Raw genomic sequence first — 20,394 nt, forward strand, 5'->3', positions numbered from 1 at the left:
GGGTTGCGCCAATTAACCTTCCCGTCACCCCCAGGACCGACATATGTGCAGGTCAGAGACGCGCAGCAGGGCGGAAAGACGGTGTGCATCAGCCCGTGGCCAGGCGGAGCAGGGCCAGGGACCCGATGCCGAAGGCGATGGTCAGGTAGAAGTTCCGGGTGCGCCAGGCCAGCAGCAGGGTCGGCGCCGCCAGCCAGAGGCCGGGGTTGCCGGGGCCGAGGTCCAGCGTCCCGGCGGGTGCGAACAGGGACGGGGCGAGCAGGGCGGCGATCACCGCGGGCGGCACCTGCCGCAGCCAGACCACGACGGGCCGGGGCAGGGCGGCCGCCGCGAGGAAGAGGGTGGGCACCAGACGGGGGCCGAAGGTGACGGCCGCCATGCCGGCGATGGTCAGGGCGAGCGTGAGGTCGCTCATCGGCCCGGTGCTCCTTCCGTACCGAGGGCTTCGGTGTCGTCGGCGCGCCCCTCGCGGGGTGCGATGGCCAGGCCGAAGGTGGCCGCGGCGGCCGCCGCGACGAGGACGGCCCAGTACTGGAGGCCGAGCAGGGTCAGGCCGACCGCCCCGCCTCCCGCGACGAGGGCGACGGCGAGCCCGCGCCGGTCGGCGACGACCCCGGCCGCCAGCAGGGCCATGAACATGGCGGGCAGGGCGTAGTCGAGGCCCAGCGCCCGCACGTCGGTGACCAGGTCCCCGGCGAGCACGCCCGCGAGGGTGCCCGCCACCCAGGAGGCGTGCACGGCGGCGTTGAAGGTGAAGACCTCCGCCCTGGGGCGCTCGGCGCGCTCCGCGTACTGGGCGGAGTGCACCGCGAAGGCCTCGTCGGTCAGCTCGTACGCGAAGAGCGCCTGCTCGCGGCGGCGCCACCCGGCGAGGCGGGGTGCGATCGCGGCGGACAGCAGCAGGTGGCGCAGGTTGACCACGAAGGTGGTCAGGACGATCGCGTACGGGGCGGCGCCGACGGCCAGCAGCTGGAGGGCCGCGAACTGCGAGGAACCGCCGTACACGAAGGCCGACATGGCGACCATCGCCCACCAGGGCAGGCCCGCGGTGTGGCCCAGCACGCCGAACGCGAAGGCCACCGGCACGTATCCGAGCATGACGGGGACGGCCTGCCCGAAGCCCGCCGCCCAGGCGGCGCGCGGCGGCCGGGCCGGGCCGGCCGGGGCGGGGGCGGCCGGTCGGACGGCCCCCGCCCCGGGGGCCCCGGCCTCGGCGTGGTCCGCCGGGGCCGGGGAGCCGGTCGCTACAGATCGCACTCGAAGGTCCTCTCTCCCAGGGCCGGGCGGAAGCCCACACCCGTCCAGAGGGCGGTCGCGGCCTCGTTCCCGTCCAGGACGGCGAGGAAGATCCGGTTGACCCCGCGGCGGCGGAAGGCCGTCAGGGTGTCGACCGCCAGCACCCGGGCCAGCCCGAGCCTGCGGTGGCCGGGGTCGACCACGGCGTGGCTGATGCTCCCCCGTACGCCGAACGATCCCGCGAGCAGCGCCGCGACGACCCGGCCCGAGGGGGTGCGGATCACCCGGCACAGGTCGGAGGAGTGGACGAGGTGCCCGGCGAGCAGCCTCTCGTCCTCCCATTCGCAGTACGCGGTCTGCGGCGCGGCCCGCAGCAGCCCGATCACCTGCGGGACGTCGGCCGCCGTCATGGGCTCGGAGACGGCCGGTGCGGTGGCGGGAGCACCGGGCCCGTACGGCCCGACCGGCACGTGCGGCTCGTCGAGCGCCAGAGCTGCGGCGCTCATCAGACCAGCGTCTCGTACGGGGAGCCGGGCAGGGAGAAGGAGATCGCGAGGACGTCGCGGTAGCCGCCCTTGTCCTCGGCCGCGCTGAGGCCGGTGACGTGGTGCTTCATGGCGCGGTCCTCGAAGATCAGCGAGTCGAGCGGGGTGAGGAAGGTGCCCTCGGCGAGCGGCTCCTCGTCCCAGGTGAAGACGGTGCTGTGGCCGCCCTCGACGTCGACGCGGGAGATGAGGTGCAGGCCGGCCCACGGGTAGCCGTCGGAGTGGATGCCCTCGGGGACCAGCTCGTTGTACTTGCCGGGGTTGATCTCGATGCGGATCTGGTGGATCTGGCAGACCCAGGCGCGGTCGCGGTACTCGTCCTCGATCGGCAGGTTGTCGAAGTCGTAGCGGACCAGGGCCTGGAAGAGCGGGTTGCGGTACGTGGTCTCCTCGACGTCGCCGAAGTGGCGCTCGATGCCGCCCACGAAGGCGTTCATGGCCTCGCTCTGGAAATACGCGACGTGGTCGAGCGGGGCGAGCTCGCCGGTGGCGGGCACGTACGTGAAGTCGCTGTAGCGGCGGGTGCGGACGGCGCGGTCGCCGCCGCCGAAGTGGGTGTCGGGGGTGAGCCGGCCCCAGGAGGCCTGGAGGCCGTCGAAGGCGGCGGCGAGCTCGGGGGACAGGGTGAGGTCGGCGGCCGGCACGAGGGCGTAGCGCTGCTCGCGCAGGGTCTCGCGGAGGTCGGGGCCGACGGAGGTGATGGTGTCGGGGGCGGGCCTGTGGGCGACGGTGGTCACGACGGTGTTCTCCCTCTGGAGGCGGTGGAAGTCGGAAGGCGGGGCTCAGCGCAGGCCGAGCGACTCGTACGTGGCGTCCAGCTCGGCGACGTCGAGGCCGGCGGCCTCGCGTACGAGGCGGATGGCCCGGTAGATCTGGTTGATGTGCGCGATGTCGTGGCCGATGACCTTGCGGATCATGACCTCCATCGTTTCGCCGCCCTGCTCGCCGTGGCGGCCGGTGCGCTGCCGGTCCTCGGGCGTGAGCGTCGCGAGGAGGGCGACGTTGGAGGCGCGCAGGCCGGTCCAGGCGTCGAGCATCTGGCGGAACGGGAGCCGGGGCAGCGGGGCCCACAGCTGCTCGTCGTAACCGGGGTAGACGGGGTTGTCCTCGGTGGCCACGAGGCGCCAGCGGAAGCCGTAGACGATGTCGACGTCGAAGAGGTGGCCGACGATGAAGGCGGCGGGCCACTCGCCCGGCTCGGGGACGGTCTCGGCGAGGTCGGTGGGCAGGTCGGCGAAGAGCCGCGCCGCCCAGACGGGGGTCTTGGCGAGCACGTCGAACGCGTCGCGCTCACCGGCGACTTCGAGGAGCGCGGAGACGTACGCGGCCGGGTCCTCGGTGGCGGAGGGGATGTCGATGCGGTGGACGTCGGCGGTGGTGGTGCTGGTGGTCATGCGGAGATGCCTCTCGGGTGGGCTCGTCGGGTACGGGTACGGGTACGGGTACGGGTGGAGGTCGGGGACGGGGAGGGGGCTGCGGATTCGGCGCCGCAGGAGCTCCGGCTCAGGCCGCGGGGGCTGGTTCGGGGGTTTCCGTTTCGGCGGGCCGCGGGGTGCTCACCTCCCCGCGGTCGCCCGGGTCGGCGCCCAGGATCAGGAGGGCGCCGAGGCCGGCGACGGCCGCGCAGACCGTCCAGTGCAGCGGCGGCGAGATGCTGTAGAGCAGGCCGCCGACGGCCGGGCCGAGGGCGCCGCCCAGGGTGTGCGCGATGCCCTCGGCGCCCTGGTAGCGGCCGCGCAGGTGGGCCGGTGAGAACTCGGCGGGGTACGCGTTGGCGATCGGCGTGTACACGGTCTCGGCGACCGTCCACACCACCACCGTCAGCGCGAGCAGCCAGACGGCCTGCATCGCGCCCGTGAGGGCCATGCCGATGCCCAGCAGGGCGAGGCCGGCGGCGATCACCCGGCGCGGGTTGCGGCGCTCGGTGTGCTTGGTGAGCGGGAGTTCGACGACCACGCAGAGCAGGGCGTTGAGGCCGAGCAGCAGGCCGTACACCTTGTTGTCGAAGCCGGCGTCGGTCACGTGCAGCGGGAGGGTCGCGGTGGACTGTCCGTACACGAAGGTCGCGGCGACCATCGAGCCGAGGAAGAGCAGGTACGGGCGGTCGGAGAGCACCTCCCGGTAGCCCCCCTTGCCCTTGCCGGTGCCCCCGGCCGCGGTCTCCGGTGCCGGCGCCTGGACCGGCGGGAGCCCGCCCGGCAGGGTGCTCAGCGCGAGGACGCCGAAGGCGAAGGAGAACAGCGCGTCGCCGAGGAAGACGTACGTATACGAGGCCCCGCTGAGCAGGCCGCCGACGAGCGGGCCGACCGCCATGCCGACGTTGATGGCGAGCCGCAGGACGGCGAAGGCCGTCACCCGCTGCTTCTCGGGGACCACGTCGACGAGCAGCGCGCCGGCCGCCGGCCGGTAGAGCTGGGCGAAGACGCCGACGAGCCCGACCAGCGCGGTGGTCGCGATCAGCCCGTCCGTCAGCGGGACGAGGGCGGTGGCCGCGCTGCTGCCGAACATCGAGACGGCGATGGCGGTGCGCCGGCCGAACCGGTCGGCGACCGTGCCGCCCACGGCATTGCCGATGAAGGCGCCGACCCCGACCACTCCGAGGGCCACACCGGCCTGGAATGCGGAGAATCCCTGGGCGACGAGGAAGAGCACCAGGAATACGTTCAGGAAATTGCCGAATTTGATGAGGAACATTCCGGAGAAGATCACCCAGGCGCTTCTGGGCAGGTCCTGCAATCGTCGGCGCAAGGGGTCCTCGCCGGGCATGGGGGGCTCCTTCTCGATCGGGGGGGATGCATCACCGATGCGGTGGCGTCCACCATGAAACCCGCCGGTCAAGGCCCTGCCCAGAGCTGAGGGCTGGCACAAAGGGGGCTGGCACATTCCTGCCCGGACACCCGCCTGAAGACCGTTCGGAAGCCGCTGCTGCGTCATTCGTGCCGGGCACGCTTGTGCCAGCCAGAATCCATTTCCCGGCCCGGAATTCTGCAGCAGTGTTCTGGCCATGACCGAACACATGCTTCTCGTCGTCGGCGGACGGATACAGACGCTGCGCAAGGCGGCGGCCCTCGGAATCCGCTTCGTGCTGATCCAGCACAAGGACCAGTTCGTGCCCGAGGCGGCCGAGCTGGCCGAGGCCGTCCTCATCGCCGACTACACCGACTGGGACGTCACCCGCCCGCTGGTGGAGGCCGCGCAGCAGGCGTACGGGTTCACCCGGGTCGCCTCGATCACCGAGCCGGGCCTGGTCCCGGCGGGCCGGATCAGCGACCACCTGGGACTCGGCAACACCTCCGAGGAGGTCGCCGAGCTGCTGCGCGACAAGCACGCGATGCGCCGCCACCTGGCGGCGTCCCCGTCCCCGGAGGTGCGGGCCCTGTCGGTGGCCGCCGCCGAGGTGGACAGTGCCGAGGCACTGACCGCCTTCGGCGCGGAGCACGGCTACCCGTTCGTGCTCAAGCCCGTCGACGCCACCGCCAGCCTGGGCGTCGTACGGATCGACGGGCCGGAGCAGGCCGCCGAGGCCTGGGCCGGGGTGGAGGCCCTGCGGGCCCGCACCGACCTCCAGTGGGGTGCGTTCTTCACCATCGGCCGGTTCATCGCCGAGCAGTACATCCCCGGCCCCGAATACAGCGTCGAGAGCTTCTCGTTCGCCGGCCGGCACATCGTCCTCGCGGTGACCGAGAAGCTCACCGGCGGCGGGTTCATCGAGCTCGGCCACGCCCTGCCGGCCCGCCTCGACCCGGCGGACGAGCGGCGCGTCGAGGAGGCCGTCGCCCGCTTCCTGGACGCGATGGGCCTCACCGACGGAGCCGCCCACACCGAGCTGCGGCTGTCCCCGACGGGCCCGCAGGTCATCGAGAGCCACAACCGCATGGGCGGCGACCGGATCTTCGACCTGCTGGACTCGGCCTACGGCATCGACCTCGAAGAGTGGATCGTGGCCTGGCAGTTCGGACTGATCCCGGCCCTCACCGGGCGTCCCGTCCCCCGCCACGCGGCGGCCACCCGCTTCCTGTCCGCCGAGCCGGGCACGGTCGTGGAGATCCAGGGCGCGGACGAGGCCAGGGCCCTGCCCGACGTCATCGACGTGGAGACCACCGTGCGGCCCGGCGACAGCGTCGGGGAGCTGCGCGGCAACTGGGACCGGGTCGGCCAGGTGCTGGTCACCGGGGCGGACACCGAGGCCGCCGTCGCCATCGCCGAGCGGCTCACCGAGAAGGTCACCGTCGTCACCACCGCCCCCTCCGTCTCCCATGGAAAGACCGCGTCATGAAGATCCTGCTGATCATGCGGAACACGTACGCGTGGCACCGCGAGCACATCGAAACCCTGGAGCGGATGGGTCTGGAGATCCACCTGGCGACCCGGGTCGCGCAGGCCGCCGACGACGGCCGGTTCGCGAACGTCGTACCGATCCCGGAGGCGCTGGAGGGTGCGGAGCTCGCCGAGTTCTGCGCGACCGCGGCCCGCCGGCTGGGCATCGCCTCAGCGATCACCTTCTACGACAGCGACATCGCCGTCACCTCCCGGGTCAACCAGCTCCTGGGGCACGCCTGGCCGCGCCCCGAGGCCGATCTGATCTCCCGCGACAAGCAGCTCCAGCGCTCCTTCCTGGAGCGGCACGGCCTGCCGGGCCCGAAGTTCGCCGGGGTCACCGGGGTCGAGGCCGGTCTTGCCGCGGCGGAGGCCTTCACGTACCCGTTCATCGTCAAGCCGAGCGCCCTGGCCGCCAGCATCGGCGTCAGCCTGGTCCGCGACCGCGCCGAGCTGGAGCGGGCGCTGACCGACGTGGCCCGCCTCGCCGAGGAGTGGGGCGGCTACTTCCCCAGCGACGGCCCCGAGATCGCGCTCCTGGAGGAGTTCCTCCCGGGCAAGGAGGTCACGCTCGACGGGGTGGTCCTGGACGGGACCTTCCACCTGGTCGGCGTAACCAACAAGATGCAGATGCCGGGCCCGTACTTCGAGGAGGACTTCTACACCCTCCCGTTCCGCACCCCGGAGGAGGAGCCGGAGCTGGTCGCGGTCGCCGAGGGCATCGTGGCGGGGCTGGGCGTGCGGCACTGCCTGTTCAACGCCGAGTTCCGGCAGGACTCCGCGGGCCGCTACCGGGTCGTGGAGTTCGCCACCCGCATGAGCGGCGGCCAGAACTACCGCAACCTGCGCGAGGTCCACGGCATCGACGCGGTCCGCCTCTACGCCAAGGCCGTGCTCGCCGGGGACGAAGCGTCCGCCCTGGGCACGCTCCTGGACGGCGAGGTGCTCCGCGCCGCGACCCCGCGCGCCGCCACCTGCATCAAGTTCGCGTACCGGACCGGGACCCTCGTCCGCAACAACTCCGGTGATGCGACGCACTCCCCGTACTTCCGCTCGTACATCCCCGCCTCGAAGCCGGGCGACCGGCTGCGGCGCGCCCCCGAGGGCTGGTACGAGATCGCCGGCTCGCTCGCGGTGGCCGCGCCCTACCGAAGCGCCGCCGACATCGACCGGGTGGAGCGGATCGCCGCCGACCTCGACGAGCGGCTCGACGTGGTCGTCGTACCGGCCGCCTGACCGGCCGCGCCCCGAACGGGGCGGTGTTTCACGTGAAACACCGCCCGCTGTTTCACGTGAAACATCGCCCGCCGCCCGGGACTTCACCCGGTGCCGCCTCCACTCCACACTCCACCGACCGCGGAAAGAGCCCCACGTGCACGCCAACGACCCCGTGTTCCGGATGGGAATCACGGAGCCCACCGCCATCGACCCGTACAAGGCCCAGGAAGGGGAGGGAATCCTCGTCTGCAAGGCCCTGTTCACCGGACTCCTCGCCCTCGACGAGGACGGCGCGCTGATCCCGGCCACCGCCCGGTCCTGGGAGAGCGACCCGACCGCCACGACCTGGACCTTCACGCTCCGCGCCGGCACGGTGTTCAGCAACGGCGAGCCGGTGACCGCGCACAGCTTCGTACGCGGCTGGACGCGGGCTCTGGACCCCGAGGCGAACACGGAGACCGCGTACCACCTGGCGGGCGTGCGCTCCTTCACGGCGGTCGACGACACCACGCTGGTGGTCGAACTGTCCGCACCGGACGTGCAGTTCGACCTCAAGACCCTCCAGCCGATCTTCAGCCCGGTGCCGGAGTGCGCCGGCCCGGCACTGAACCCGCGGTACAACGACCTCCCGATCGGCAACGGCCCGTTCAAGATGGCCGGACCCTGGGAGCACGGGACGGCGATCCGGCTGGAGCGCAACGACCTGTGGGCGGGGCCCGCGCCCGAGGTCCGCGAGGTCCACATCGACATCCTCGACGCGGTCACCGGCCTGGACGACGAGTACGGACGCTTCCTGGCCGGTGACTACGACTACGCCCGGATCCCCCCGGCGCGCACCGCCGAGGCGGCGGCCCACGAAGGCTTCCTGGAGCAGGAGGGCGCCGGCCTCTTCTACCTGATCCCGTTCTGCCACCAGGCGCCGATGGACTCGCTGGACGCCCGCCGGGCCCTGTCCGTGGCCATCGACCGCCAGGGGCTGATCGACACGTACTTCCAGGGGCGGCGCAGCGCGGCCCACTCCCTGCTCTCCCCCTGGTTCGGCAAGGCCCACACCCCGCTCGCGGAGCTCGCCGCAGATCCGGAGGCCGACTCCGGCTGGTCGGCGTACGAGCCCGAGCGGGCCCGGGCGGCGGCCCTGCGGGCGGGCCTGGGGCCCGGCAGCCGCGTCGAGTTCGCCTACAACACCGGCGCCGGGCACGACGACTGGGTCCAGGCGCTGGCCCGCGGGCTGGAGGAGGTCCTGGGCTGGCGGATCGAGCTGCGGCGGACCGACGCCCGCGGGCTGGTCGACCACCGCACCTCGATCGCGGCGGCCGGGTTCTGCCGGGCCGGCTGGGCCTGCGACTACCCGACCCCCGACAACATGCTCTTCCCGCTGCTGCACTCCTCGTGCACGGCGCCCGACGCCGAGGGCACGGCCCACGGCGACAACGAAGGCCGGTACGTGAACCCGCGGTTCGACGCCCTCGTGGCGCGGGCCCGGGCCTCGACGGACCCGGCCGAGCGCGCCGACGCCTGGCGCCGCGCGGACCGTACGGCGATGGCGGACCTGGCGCTGATCCCGCTCTGGTACCGGACCGACCAGCGGGTCCACGCCGCCGACCGGATCACCGGCCTGCGCATCGACTTCGACGGAAACCCCACCCTCACCACTGTCAAGGCAAGGAAGACCACCCGATGAGTGCGAGCACGACTCCCGTCCACGACATCCTCGGCATCGGCTTCGGCCCGGCGAACCTGGCCCTCGCGATCGCCCTGGAGGAGCGCGAATCGCCGCTGACGGCCCGCTTCCTGGAGGCCCGCCCGAGCCCCGAGTGGCAGCCCGGGATGCTGCTGGACGGCTCCGACATCCAGAACCACCCGAGCCGCGACCTGGTGACCCTGCGCAACCCGCGCAGCCGCTACACCTTCCTGAACTACCTGCACGAGCAGGGCCGGCTGCTGCGCCACCTGAACCTCCCCTCGGAGTTCCCGCTCCGCAAGGAGTACGCGGGCTACATCCGCTGGGCCGCCGGATTCTTCTCGCACCTGGTCGACTGCAACCAGCGGGCCGCACGCGTGGAGATCGTCGAGGAGTTCGGCGAGCGCCTCTACGAGGTCACCACCATGTCGGGCAGCCGCTACCTGGGCCGCACGCTGGTGATGGGACCCGGCCGCACCCCGTACGTCCCGGCCCCGTACGACACCCTGCGCACCCCGCGGATCTTCCACCTGACCCAGTACCTGCCGAAGCTGGCGGAGCTGACGGGCGGGGGCCGCGACCCGGAGTCGGTGGCCGTCATCGGCGGCAGCCAGAGCGCCGTCGAGCTCGCCCTGGACCTGCACCGCCGCTTCCCGCGCACCAAGGTGACCACGTACACGCGCTCGCACTCGCTGCGCCTGAAGGACACCAGCCCCTTCAGCGAGGAGGGCTACTTCCCCGAGTTCACCGAGTACTACTTCCGGGCCTCCCGCGAGGGCAAGAAGGCCCTGGACGCCTACATGCACGGCACGAACTACTCCTCCGCCGACGGCGACGTGCTGCGCGACCTCTACATGACGATCTACGAGCAGGAGCTCGACGGCGACCAGAAGGTGTTCGTCCGCGGCAACCACGAGGCGGTGGGCGTGGCCCGGGAGGGCGACAGGATCTCCCTCGACTTCCTCGAGCGCACCACCGGCGAGCGGATCAGCGAGACCGTGGACTTCACGGTCCTCGCCACCGGCTTCCGCAACATGGGCCCCGGACCGCACGAGGAGCTGTGCCCGCCGCTGATGGCCCCGCTCGCGGAGCTCTTCGCCACGGAGCCGGACGGCCGCCTGCAGGTGTCCGCCGACTACGCGCTCGAACCGCTCGCCGACGGCACCCCGCCGCTCTTCCTCAACGGGCTGTGCGAGTCCAGCCACGGCATCGGCGACGCGGGCTCCTTCAGCCTCCTGTCGCTGCGCGCCGCGAGCCTCACCGACGCCCTGACCGCCCGCCTGACCGGCGCCGCCACCACCGCCGCCGACCGCAGCGCCGTACTCGCCGCCGCCTGACCGGAAAGGTCCCGTTCCCCATGACTGCCACCATCGACACCCCGGTCGCGGCCCCGCGGGTCTACACCGCCCCCGTGATCACCGGCCCGCTGCCCGGTCCGCGCAGCGCCGAGCTGCTGGACCGCCAGGCCGGCCGCGAGTCCAACTCCCGCTCCTACCCGCGCAAGCTGCCGATGGCGGTCCGCCGCGGCAAGGGCTCGTACGTGGAGGACCTCGACGGCAACGTCTTCCTCGACTTCCTCAGCGGCGCCGGGGTGCTCTCCCTGGGCCACAACCACCCCGAGCCGCTCGCGGCCGCCCACCGCCAGCTCGACGAGTTCGTGCACGGGCTGGACTTCCCCACCCCGATCAAGGACGAGTTCACCGACCTGACCATCGGGATGCTGCCGGAGCCGATGCGCGAGCGCACCCGGATCCACTTCTGCGGGCCGACGGGCGCCAACGCCGTCGACGCCGCCCTCAAGCTCTGCAAGACCGCCACCGGCCGCGAGGAGATCATCACCTTCCAGGGCGGGTTCCACGGGGCCACCCTGGCCGCGCTGAGCGTCACCGGCCTGGTCGAGCAGAAGGAGCCGGTCCGCGGCCGGATGCCGGGCGTGCACTTCTTCCCGTACTCCAACTGCCACAACTGCCCGCTCGGCCTGAAGCGGGACGACTGCCAGGTCAACTGCGCCGCGTTCCTGGAGAAGGCGCTGACCGACGTCAACGGCGGGATCACCCTGCCCGCCGCCGTGATCATGGAGCTGGTGCAGGGCGAGGGCGGGGTCATCCCCGCCGAGGTCGAGTTCGTCCAGCGGATCCGCGAGGTCACCCGGCGGCTCGGCATCCCGCTCATCGTCGACGAGGTGCAGAGCGGCTGCGGCCGCACCGGCACCTGGTTCGCCTTCGAGCAGTACGGCATCGAGCCCGACGTCGTGTGCGCCTCCAAGGCCCTGTCCGGCATGGGCCTGCCGGCCTCCGTGATCCTGTACGACGAGAAGCTCGACGTCTGGAAGCCGGGCGCCCACTCCGGCACCTTCCGCGGCAACCAGCCCGCCTTCGCCGCCGGCGTCGCCACGATGAAGGTCGTCAAGCGCGAGCGCGTCCTGGAGAACGTCCGGGCCCGCGCCGACCAGCTGATGGTCCACCTCCAGGGCCTGCGCGAGCTCACCCCGTACGTGGCCGACGTGCGCGGCCTCGGCCTGATGACCGGCGTCGAGCTGACCGACCCGCGGACCGGGCTGCCCGCCGACAAGCTGGCGAAGCAGGTCCAGTGGGAGGCCGTGAGCCGCGGCCTGATCATCGAGCTCGGCGGCCGCGACGACTGCGTCGTGCGCATGCTGCCCCCGCTGAACTGCTCGGCGCGCGAGATCGACCAGGCCGGCCGGATCATCCGCGAGTCCCTGACCGCGGCCCTGGCCGCGCTCGGCCTGACGGCGACGGCGGGTGCCCGATGAGCACGCACGACACCGACGTCCAGGACCTCGTGGTGGCGGGCTTCGGCCCCTCCGGGATCGCGCTCGCCGCCGCCGTGGAGGACCACGACGACGCCACGGGGACGACCGCGCTGAGCGCCCGCTACCTGGAGAAGGCCGCCGACTCCGCCTGGCAGCCCAACCTGGTCCTGCCCGGCACCGACATCCAGCACCACTTCCTGCGCGACTTCGCCACCCCGCGCGACGCCCGCTCCCGCTTCACCTTCCCCCACTACCTCCAGCAGAGCGGCCGCTTCTACCCGTTCACGCTGATGGGCGGCTACGTCAGCCGCCTGGAGTGGTCGGACTACGTGCAGTGGGCCGCCCGCCAGGTCCGCGGCCCCGTCGACTACCACCGCGAGGTGCTGAGCGTCGAGCCCGTCACCGGCGCCGACGGCCGCGTCCGCACCGCCCGCGTGCTCTCCCGGGACACCCGCGACGGCTCCCTGCACACCGTGGAGGGCCGCAACATCGCGCTCGCCACCGGCCACGAGGCCTACGTACCGGAGCTGTTCCGCCCGCACCTGGGCGAGCGGGTCTTCCACGCCTCGAAGCTCCTGCCGGCCCTGGCCGCCCTCGGCGAGCGCCCGCTGCGCAGCATCGCCGTCATCGGAGCCGGACAGACCGCGGGCGAGATCGTCCTGCACCTGGCGGCGCAGCACCCGGACGCGCAGATCCACTCGGTGGTGCGACACGCGGGCTTCCGGATGTACGAGCTCGGCCACTTCAGCAACGAGGTGTACTTCCCCGACGAGACCGACTACTTCTACGGCCTCGAGGGCGAGCAGCGCGAACGCGCCCTGGACCAGGCCCGGGCCACCAACTACGCGGCCGTGGACCCCGACGTCTCCACCGCCCTCTACCAGGCCGTCTACCAGGACCGGTTCACCGGCCGGCAGCGCCTGCACATGCACAAGCGCACCGAGGTCACCGGCGTCGACGAGGCCCCGGACGGCGGGGTGCGGCTGCGCACCGCGGAGGTGTTCACCGGCGAGAGCGGCCTGATCGAGGCCGACGCCGTGATCGTCTGCACGGGCTACCGCGAGGCCGCCCTGCCCCGCCAGCTCGCCGCCTTCGTCCCCCACCTGCGCCTGGACGCGCAGGGCCGCCCCGAGGTCACCCGCGCCTACCGCGCCCGTACCGGCGACGACTGCGAGGTGGGGATCTACCTCGACGGACTCACCGAATGGCGGCACGGCATCGGCAGCGCCACCTCCTTCAGCCAGATGGCCGCCAAGGCCGACACCATCCACCGCGACCTGCGCGCACGCCTGCGCCGGCCCGTCGCCGCCTGATTGGACCCGTACGCGATGCACATCTTCACCGCCCACGAGGACGACATGGTCTTCGAGGAGCCGTACAACGTCAGCGGACGGCGGATCTTCCCCTGGCCCGAGGCCGTCGAGGAGCCCAACTGGGGCGGAGCCTGGGTGGACGTCGCACCCGGCGCCACCTCCACCCCGCACGACCACGACGAGAACGAGATGTTCTTCATCGTCGAGGGCAGCGGGGTCATGCGGATCGGTACGGAGACCCGCCGGGTCCGCGCCGGCGAGACCGTGTTCATCACCCCGCTCCAGGACCACGACCTGACCAACGACGGCGACGTGCGGCTGCGCTTCGTCACCATCTGGTGGGGCGGCTCGGACGCCGTGGCCCGCGACCGCGCCAAGTGGGCCGCCGAGTTCGGCATCACGGATCCGGGCGCCGCGGCGAAGGACCGGAGCGTGCAGGCATGAGTCCCATCGTCCACGCGCACGCCGACGCCATCGTCGTCGGCGGCGGGGTGATCGGCGCGGCCATCGCGCACCAGCTCGCCCTCGCCGGCATCGGCCGGATCGTCCTGTGCGACCAGGGCCGGGTCAACGCCCAGGGCGCCACCTCCCGCTCCGGCGGACTGCTGCGACTGCACCACACGGCCGTCGCGGACACCCGGCTCGCCGCACGCAGCCTGCCCGTCTTCGAGCAGTGGTCGGACGTCATCGGCGGCGACTGCGGCTACCGCCGCACCGGATTCGTCATGATCGTCGGGGAGAACCACGCCGACGACCTGCGGTACAACGCCGCCGCCTCCGCGGACGCCGCCGGATACCGCCGCGTCGAGGTGATCGACGCGGCCGAGCTGAAGGAGATCTACCCCGGCCTGCGGACCGAGGGCGTCGCCCTCGCCGCCTACGAGCCCGAGGGCGGGTACGCCGACCCGATGGCCGCCTCCGCCTCCCTGCTCACCGCCGCCTACCGGCTCGGCGTCTCCCCCTCCGAGGGGATCCGGGCCATGAAGGTGCTGGAGACCGCGGGCACCGTCACCGGCGTCCTCACCTCCATCGGCCGCATCGACGCCCCCTTGGTCGTCCTGGCCGGCGGCGCCTGGGGCTCCGCCCCCGCCGAGCACCTCGGCATCCACATCCCCGTCACCGCGCGCCGGATCGGGCTGGCCCAGGCCGAGCTCCCGGGAGCCGGCCGGCGCGGGTCGGCGGCCTCCGTACCGACCTGCATCGACGACACCACCGGCAGCTACTTCCGGCCCGACGGCCTCGACCGCTTCTACTTCGGGGTCCCCAGCAAGCCCGACACCGAGCTGGGCCGCGACGTGGAGCCGCTGACCGAGGCCGAGCTGGAGTCCGCGATCGCCGCGATCGCCGGCCGCGTCCCGGCCGCCGCCACCGCCCCGCTCGCGGGCACCCGCTCCGGGCTCGACGGCTACACCCCGGACAAGCGCCCGGTGGTGGGCGCGGCCGGGCCCGACGGCCTGTACCTGGCCCTCGGCTTCAGCGGCGGCGGCTTCAAGCTGGCGCCCGCCGTGGCCGAACTCGCCGCCAAGGAGATCGTCGAGGGCGGGGCCGTACCCGGCAAGGCCGTCCAGGAACTGCTCGAGCCCTACCGGCCGCAGCGCTTCCTCGCGGGCCGCCCGATCCGTCCGGAGGCCCCGTATGACCACATGTGAGACCGGACCGGAGAGCGAAGTGCGGCGTCCGCTGCGCGAGGTGCTGCGCGAGGACGTGCGGACCGTCCTCGCCAAGGACCCCGCCGCCACGTCCCGCGCCGAGGTGCTGCTCTACCCGCACATCCACGCCCTGTGGACCTACCGGGTCGCGCACTGGCTCTGGGGCCGCGGCCACCGGGTCTCCGCCCGCGCCCTGTCCCTGCTGGCCCGCGCCGTGTCCGGCATCGAGATCCACCCCGGGGCGCGGATCGGCCGCCGCTTCTTCGTCGACCACGGCACCGCCGTCGTCATCGGCGAGACCGTCCGGATCGGCGACGACGTGATGCTCTACCACCAGGTCACGCTCGGCTCGGTCGGCTGGTGGAAGGACCTGCGCCGCCCCTCCGGATCCCGCCGCCACCCCGTCGTCGGCGACCGCGTCGTCATCGGCACCGGGGCCAGCGTCCTCGGCCCGGTCACCATCGGCGCCGACTCCCGGATCGGCGCCCACTCGGTCGTCCTCGACGACCTGCCGCCGCGCAGCCGTGTCGTCGCCGCCGCCTCGGCCGCCCTGCCGCCGCTCGACACCGCGGCCCCCCTCGACTCCTCCGCCCTGACCGTCCCCGAAGGAACCCACGCATCATGACCTCGTACGTCGTCACCAGCGCCCCGCCGAACCCGAACGGCGACCTCCACCTCGGCCACCTCTCCGGCCCCTTCCTCGGCGCCGACGTCCTGACCCGGCACCTGCGCCAGCGCGGCCACGACGTGCGCTACGTGGGCTATTCCGACGAGCACTCCTGCTACGTACCGCGCCGGGCCGCCGAGATCGGCTCCACCGCCCACCCGACCGCCAAGCTCTTCGGCGACCGCATGGAGGAGACCCTCTCGCTGGGCGCCATGCACCACGACTGGTTCACCCGCCCGCTCACCGACTCCACCCACACCGAGTTCGTGCAGCGCTTCTTCCTCGAACTGTGGGAATCCGGCGCCCTCGAAGTGCAGGAGCTGCCCGTCTTCCACTGCGCGCCCTGCGAGCGGTACCTGTACGAGGCCGAGGTGCGCGGCGAGTGCCAGTTCTGCGCCGAGCCCTCCGACGGCGTGTACTGCGAGGCCTGCGGCCTGCCCCAGGACCCGGCCGGGCTCGCCGCCCCCCGGTGCACCGCCTGCTGGAACGCCCCCGAGACCACGACCATGCGCCGCATCGTCTTCCCTCTGGAGCGCTACCGCGAGCGCCTCCAGGCGTACTACGCCGACGCGCAGGCCAAGGCGGAGTGGCGGCCCCGGCTGGTCTCGTACCTGGACGGGCTGTTCGAGCGGGCGCTGCCCGACACCGCGATCAGCCGCGAGGCGGACTACGGCATCCCGGTCCCGCTGCCCGGCTGGGAAGGTCACATCCTCGACACCTGGTTCAGCGGCATCTGGGGCTACGCGGCGGGCACCGCGCGGGTCGCCGAGGCGAACGGCGACCGCTCGCAGTGGGAGCGGCTGTGGACCGACCCCGAGACCCGGATCGTCAACTTCATCGGTTTCGACTGCTCGTTCTCGCACGCCGTGCTGTGGCCGGCGCTGCTGCTCGCCCAGGGCGGGCTGACGTTGCCCGCACAGGTGGTGATCAACGAGTTCTACCGGCTGGAGGGCGACAAGTTCTCCACCAGCCGCGGCCACGCCATCTGGGGCGGCGAGTTCCTGCGCCGGGTCAACGCGGACGCGCTCCGCTTCCACCTGTGCCTGACCGGCCCGGAGCGGGCCCAGAACAACTTCTCCATGAAGGAGTTCGCGGACACCCTCAGCACCGTCCTGGCCGGCGGCCTGGAACGGTGGACCGACACCGTACTGGACCTGCTCGCCCAGGACTTCGACTCCGTCGTACCGGCCGCCGGGCCCGCGGACGGCCCGCTCGCCGCCGAACGCGCGGCGCTGCCCGGGCAGATCGCGGCCGCCCTCGGCGCGGAGGCCTTCTCCCCGCAGCGCGCCGCCGACGTCCTGGCCACCGTGTTCGAGCGCGCCGACGCCGACCTGCGGCAGCTTGCCCTGCTGCGGGCCGCCGGACCGCGCGCCGAGTACGCCGGGCGGCTCGCGGCGCACGTGGAGCTGCTGGCGGCGGTCGCGGTCACCGCGGCGCCGCTGATGCCGGGCTGGTCCGCGTTCCTGGCCGGGCACCTGGGCCTGCCGGTGGACCTCGGCACGCGGATGCCCCTGTGGGACGGCGTGGAGGAGCGGCTCCTGGCGGAGGGCGCGGCGCTGCCGGCGGCCACCCCGCTGTTCTTCCACGAGTTGTCGTGACGCGTACGGACACCTGGTCGGCCGGGGCCGCGAAGGCGCTGGGCGCGGTCCTGGGGGCCGGGGCCCTGCTGCTCCCGGCGGCCCTCGCCACAGCGCGGCCCGGCCCCTGGCCGGGGGTCGCGGTGGCGGGGGCGCTGGCCGGCTGGTGCCTGCTGGTCGCCGCCGCCGGCGGTACGGAGGACTCCGGGCCCGTGGCCTTCGTACGGAACCGGATCGGCCCGGGGCCGGCCCGCGCGGCCACCGCGCTCTACTTCGGCGGTTTCGCCACCGGGCAGGCGGGAGTGGCCCTGGGCGCCGCCGAGTTCGCGCTCGGGGACTCCGGCTGGCGGGCGTACGCGGTGGCCGCCGCGGTGCTGGGCAGCGCGGCCGCGTACGCCTGGTGCGTCCCGCAGGGGCTGTCCCCGGCGGGGCGGCGGCTGCGGCTGGCGGCGGTGCTGGCGCTGGCCGTCTCCTGGCGGCTCCTCGGCAGCCCGGAACCGGGGCCGGGGCCGGGACCGGGAAGCTGGACCGGGAGCTGGAGCGGCGGCTGGCCCGGGGCCGCGCTGCTGGTGGCCGTTCCCCTGCTCTTCGGCTGGGTCGGCCTCGAAGGGGCGGTTCCCGCCATGGCGCGGCGCCGGGCCCTGGGCGGGACCCTGCTCGGCCTCGCGCTCGCGGCCGCGCTGTACGCCGTACTGCAGGCTCCGCCCGCCACCGCCGCGCAGCCGCCGGCCCCGGCCGCAGCGGCCGCTCTCGGGATCGGCTCGGCCGCGCTCTGCTGGACGTACTGCCGAACCAACCTCCACGCCACCGCCGCCCGTTGGACCGAGCTCACCGGCCGGACCCGGCGCGGCGGGCTCGTGGCCGCGGGCCTGATCGCCCTCGGGGTGCTCGTCCTCGGGCGGGCCGCCCGCTGGGACCTGCCCGTCCTGCTCATCGGCCCCGGTGCAGCCACCGCGGCCCTCTACACCCTCATCGCCGTGGCGGCCGTACGCCGCCCCCGTCCTCAGGAGCCCACCGACCATGACCACTCAGACCGTCACCGCGTCCTCGAAGGTGCTGCGCGTTCCGCCGGCTGACCCGGCCACCGCCGCGGCCCACTTCCACCGCCGCTTCACCTTCGAGGCCGACGTCGCGGACGTGCACGCGGACGTGGAATCCGGCGCCGGGGGCTTCGTCCTCGTCGACAGCCGCAGCGCCGAGGCCTGGGAGCAGGGCCACATCCCGGGCGCCGTGCACCTGCCCACCGACGAGATCGGGGCGCGGGCCGCCGAACTGGTGGCTCCCGGCAGCGTGGTGGTCACCTACTGCTGGGGCCCGGGCTGCAACGGCGCGACCCGCGCGGCGTACGCCTTCGCGAGCGCCGGCTACCGGGTCAAGGAGATGCTCGGCGGCTTCGAGTACTGGTCCCGGGAGGGCTTCCCGGTGGAGGACTCCGCCGGCACCCGGCAGTCGCCGCCGGACCCGCTGACGGCCCCGGTCGCGGCGGACGCGTCCTGCGGCTGCTGAGCCGGAGGGGGCTGCCTACAGCAGGCCCTCTTCGACGGCCCGCTGCCCGAGCTGGAAGCGGCTCTGCGCGTCCAGCTTCTCCATCAGCTCCGAGATGAGCCGCCGCTCGCTGCGCAGGGAGATCCCCAGCCTGCGCGCGGCGGCCTCGTCCGTATAGCCCTGGGCCAGCAGCCGCAGCAGCTCGCGCGGCTGCGATCCGGGGTCTTCGAGGCTGCGCCGGGGCGGCTCGCCGAAGGGGGTGGCCGTCTCCCACACCGAGTCGAACAGCGCGCAGAAGGCGGCGACGGCGCCCGGCTCGCGCAGCAGTACGGCGCCCTGCGCGCTGTCCGCCGGGTCGATCGGCATCAGCGCGAGCTCCCGGTCGGCGATGACCATGCGCATCGGCAGCGAGGGGGCCGTCCGCACCTCGCCGCCCCGCTCGGTGAGCCAGCGGGCGTGCTCCAGGCTGCCGGCGTCGTTGCGGATGGCGTCCTGGTAGACGGTCCGGATCTTCACGCCGCGCGCGATGAGGTCCTCGGTGATCGGCTCGCTGGCCTTGAACTGCGCGGCGGGGACCGGCCCGCCGGGGTGGAAGCTGATCGACTCGCGGCGGGTACGGGCGGACATCTCGCTGAGCTTGGCCCGGACCGCCTCGACGCCGAGGAACCGCTCGGCCTCGTGCGCGGGCTGGGCCGGGTGCAGTTCGGCGTACTGCGACAGCAGCGCGCTCGCCGCGGCCTGGCTCTCGGCGAGGGCCCGGTGGCGCTGGGCGATCTCCGCCTGCTGGTGGGCGAGGAGCGAGTCGAGCGCGGCCTTCGGGTTCACCGCCCGGAGCCGCCCGTCGGTCCGCCAGGACGGCGCGAGGAGGGAGAGCCGCGTCAGCTCCTCCAGGTCCGTGCGTACGTCGGCCTCGGACCGCGCGAGTTCGGCGGCGACCTCGACGACGGCGAGATCCGGCCGTCTGAGGACGAGGCGGTAGAGCGCGTCGGAACGTTCGGTCAGCCCAAGAGAAACCAACAAGAGGAGCCCCCCAGCTCGCGGTTCGGAGCGGCAGCACAACTGTGAACCTGAACCGACAACGCTGGCGGCATGCGGCCCCTCCGATGGGCCGATCTTGCATCCTGGATTGTCCATACCAGCCAGCGCCCGCACAAACACCGTCCATCACGCGGACACGGCGAGCGCGCTGGCACGGATATGTCAGATCGCTTTGTGCCAGCTCAAACCGGCGACAGGGCCCTGCCCGGCTCGGCACGATGGCGGCACGCCGGAACGAGAGATCCGGCCAACCCCCCTCGCTCCCACCGCATCCGCGTCCGTACCGGCTCGATAAGAGGCACCGTCACCATGCGTCGCACGTTCGTCACCCTGATCACCGTCACCGCCGCAGCCCTGATCGCGGTGATCGCCACCGGCACCGCCGGCCAGGCCCAGACCCTCGCAGCCCCGCCCAAGGACCCGGGCTGGTCGGTGTCGGCCCCCCAAGACCCGGGCTGGTCCTGAAAATCCGAAGCGCCCCACCCGAGGGATCGGGTGGGGCGCTTCGTGAGCCGTAGGCCATGTCGGACTCGAACCGACAACCAACGGATTAAAAGTCCGCTGCTCTGCCAATTGAGCTAATGGCCCCTGCGTGCTCACCCCAGAGCATAGCGGGAGACCAACCGTCAGCCGATCGAGTATCGGCTGACCGGGCCCGGCGCGGCTCACAAAACGCAAACAGGGCCCCCACGACGGTGTCGTGGGGGCCCTGTCAGGCAGTCAGCTCATCCGCTGGTGCGGGAGGCCGGATCAGCCGTTGCGCTTCCAGCGGGGCTTGTCGTCGCGGCGGCCGCCGAAGGAGCCGGTCGAGCCGGAGCCGGAGGGGCGGTTGTCGTCACGGCGGCCGTACGGGCGGTCGCTGCCGCCGGAGCGGAAGCCGCCCGACGGACGGTCG

At 73.2% G+C, this 20,394-nt stretch carries 20 protein-coding genes and 1 tRNA gene; 13 read left to right on the forward strand and 8 right to left on the reverse strand.

From position 1 onward, the window contains the following. Nucleotides 1-88 precede the first annotated feature (88 nt). The 6 genes from ACFYZS_RS09660 to ACFYZS_RS09685 form a co-directional block, all read right to left on the reverse strand. Nucleotides 89-415: an AzlD domain-containing protein gene (locus ACFYZS_RS09660; protein WP_389008896.1), complete on the reverse strand. Its 327-nt coding sequence runs from the start codon at nt 413-415 to the stop codon at nt 89-91. Then, the gene (locus ACFYZS_RS09665) at nt 412-1,257 is read right to left on the reverse strand and encodes an AzlC family ABC transporter permease (RefSeq protein ID WP_389008899.1); all 846 of its coding nucleotides are present in this window, start codon (nt 1,255-1,257) and stop codon (nt 412-414) included. Before ACFYZS_RS09665 ends, ACFYZS_RS09660 begins: the two co-directional genes overlap by 4 nt. Then, a complete protein-coding gene (locus ACFYZS_RS09670) occupies nt 1,245-1,742 on the reverse strand; it encodes a GNAT family N-acetyltransferase (protein WP_389008902.1) in 498 nt (165 codons plus the stop codon). The genes ACFYZS_RS09665 and ACFYZS_RS09670 overlap by 13 nt, the downstream gene beginning before the upstream one ends. Continuing rightward, nucleotides 1,742-2,518, reverse strand: coding sequence for a 2OG-Fe dioxygenase family protein (locus tag ACFYZS_RS09675; RefSeq protein WP_389008905.1), 777 nt, complete (start codon nt 2,516-2,518; stop codon nt 1,742-1,744). The genes ACFYZS_RS09670 and ACFYZS_RS09675 overlap by 1 nt, the downstream gene beginning before the upstream one ends. A 45-nt stretch (nt 2,519-2,563) precedes the next feature. Continuing rightward, nucleotides 2,564-3,175: a DinB family protein gene (locus ACFYZS_RS09680; RefSeq protein ID WP_389008908.1), complete on the reverse strand. Its 612-nt coding sequence runs from the start codon at nt 3,173-3,175 to the stop codon at nt 2,564-2,566. Nucleotides 3,176-3,284: 109 nt separating this feature from the next. Next, nucleotides 3,285-4,547, reverse strand: a complete 1,263-nt coding sequence (locus ACFYZS_RS09685; protein WP_389008911.1) for an MDR family MFS transporter — start codon at nt 4,545-4,547, stop codon at nt 3,285-3,287. A gap of 238 nt (nt 4,548-4,785) precedes the next feature. Between ACFYZS_RS09685 and ACFYZS_RS09690 the strand changes: the two genes are divergently transcribed. From ACFYZS_RS09690 to ACFYZS_RS09745, 12 genes are all read left to right on the forward strand, one after another. Beyond that, a complete protein-coding gene (locus ACFYZS_RS09690) occupies nt 4,786-6,057 on the forward strand; it encodes an ATP-grasp domain-containing protein (protein ID WP_389008914.1) in 1,272 nt (423 codons plus the stop codon). After that, a complete protein-coding gene (locus ACFYZS_RS09695; protein ID WP_389008917.1) occupies nt 6,054-7,334 on the forward strand; it encodes an acetyl-CoA carboxylase biotin carboxylase subunit family protein in 1,281 nt (426 codons plus the stop codon). Before ACFYZS_RS09690 ends, ACFYZS_RS09695 begins: the two co-directional genes overlap by 4 nt. Nucleotides 7,335-7,470: 136 nt before the next feature. Then, nucleotides 7,471-8,997 carry an ABC transporter substrate-binding protein gene (locus tag ACFYZS_RS09700; protein ID WP_389008920.1) on the forward strand — a complete coding sequence of 509 codons (1,527 nt, stop codon included), beginning with the start codon at nt 7,471-7,473 and terminating at the stop codon, nt 8,995-8,997. Then, nucleotides 8,994-10,334: a lysine N(6)-hydroxylase/L-ornithine N(5)-oxygenase family protein gene (locus ACFYZS_RS09705; protein ID WP_389008923.1), complete on the forward strand. Its 1,341-nt coding sequence runs from the start codon at nt 8,994-8,996 to the stop codon at nt 10,332-10,334. Before ACFYZS_RS09700 ends, ACFYZS_RS09705 begins: the two co-directional genes overlap by 4 nt. Nucleotides 10,335-10,354: 20 nt before the next feature. Then, nucleotides 10,355-11,770 (forward strand): diaminobutyrate--2-oxoglutarate transaminase family protein, encoded by a 1,416-nt coding sequence (locus ACFYZS_RS09710; protein ID WP_389008926.1) that lies wholly within the window; start codon nt 10,355-10,357, stop codon nt 11,768-11,770. After that, complete coding sequence (locus tag ACFYZS_RS09715; protein WP_389008929.1) at nt 11,767-13,083, forward strand: SidA/IucD/PvdA family monooxygenase; 1,317 nt, start codon at nt 11,767-11,769, stop codon at nt 13,081-13,083. The genes ACFYZS_RS09710 and ACFYZS_RS09715 overlap by 4 nt, the downstream gene beginning before the upstream one ends. Nucleotides 13,084-13,098: 15 nt before the next feature. After that, nucleotides 13,099-13,527 (forward strand): cupin domain-containing protein, encoded by a 429-nt coding sequence (locus ACFYZS_RS09720; protein WP_389008932.1) that lies wholly within the window; start codon nt 13,099-13,101, stop codon nt 13,525-13,527. Beyond that, on the forward strand, nt 13,524-14,732 hold the full coding sequence (locus ACFYZS_RS09725; protein ID WP_389008935.1) for an NAD(P)/FAD-dependent oxidoreductase: 1,209 nt from the start codon (nt 13,524-13,526) through the stop codon (nt 14,730-14,732). Before ACFYZS_RS09720 ends, ACFYZS_RS09725 begins: the two co-directional genes overlap by 4 nt. Further along, nucleotides 14,719-15,357, forward strand: a complete 639-nt coding sequence (gene epsC, locus ACFYZS_RS09730) for a serine O-acetyltransferase EpsC (RefSeq protein ID WP_387287130.1) — start codon at nt 14,719-14,721, stop codon at nt 15,355-15,357. The genes ACFYZS_RS09725 and epsC overlap by 14 nt, the downstream gene beginning before the upstream one ends. After that, nucleotides 15,354-16,997 carry a methionine--tRNA ligase gene (locus tag ACFYZS_RS09735; protein ID WP_389008938.1) on the forward strand — a complete coding sequence of 548 codons (1,644 nt, stop codon included), beginning with the start codon at nt 15,354-15,356 and terminating at the stop codon, nt 16,995-16,997. Before epsC ends, ACFYZS_RS09735 begins: the two co-directional genes overlap by 4 nt. After that, complete coding sequence (locus tag ACFYZS_RS09740; RefSeq protein ID WP_389008941.1) at nt 16,994-18,052, forward strand: hypothetical protein; 1,059 nt, start codon at nt 16,994-16,996, stop codon at nt 18,050-18,052. The genes ACFYZS_RS09735 and ACFYZS_RS09740 overlap by 4 nt, the downstream gene beginning before the upstream one ends. Next, entirely contained in the window at nt 17,997-18,482 is a 486-nt protein-coding gene (locus ACFYZS_RS09745; RefSeq protein WP_389008944.1) for a rhodanese-like domain-containing protein, read from the forward strand. Before ACFYZS_RS09740 ends, ACFYZS_RS09745 begins: the two co-directional genes overlap by 56 nt. 15 nt (nt 18,483-18,497) lie before the next feature. Here the strand turns inward: ACFYZS_RS09745 and ACFYZS_RS09750 are convergent, their stop codons facing one another. Next, on the reverse strand, nt 18,498-19,481 hold the full coding sequence (locus ACFYZS_RS09750; protein ID WP_389008947.1) for a DUF6879 family protein: 984 nt from the start codon (nt 19,479-19,481) through the stop codon (nt 18,498-18,500). Between the two features lie 327 nt (nt 19,482-19,808). On the opposite strand from ACFYZS_RS09750, the gene ACFYZS_RS09755 reads away from it, so the two are divergent. After that, nucleotides 19,809-19,964 carry a hypothetical protein gene (locus ACFYZS_RS09755; protein ID WP_389008950.1) on the forward strand — a complete coding sequence of 52 codons (156 nt, stop codon included), beginning with the start codon at nt 19,809-19,811 and terminating at the stop codon, nt 19,962-19,964. A gap of 50 nt (nt 19,965-20,014) precedes the next feature. On the opposite strand, the gene ACFYZS_RS09760 is transcribed toward ACFYZS_RS09755, so the two are convergent. Beyond that, a tRNA-Lys gene (locus tag ACFYZS_RS09760) sits at nt 20,015-20,087 on the reverse strand. Between the last annotated feature and the right edge of the window lie 307 nt (nt 20,088-20,394).

The organism is Streptomyces sp. NPDC001903 (assembly GCF_042891345.1).
Taxonomy (GTDB): domain Bacteria; phylum Actinomycetota; class Actinomycetes; order Streptomycetales; family Streptomycetaceae; genus Streptomyces.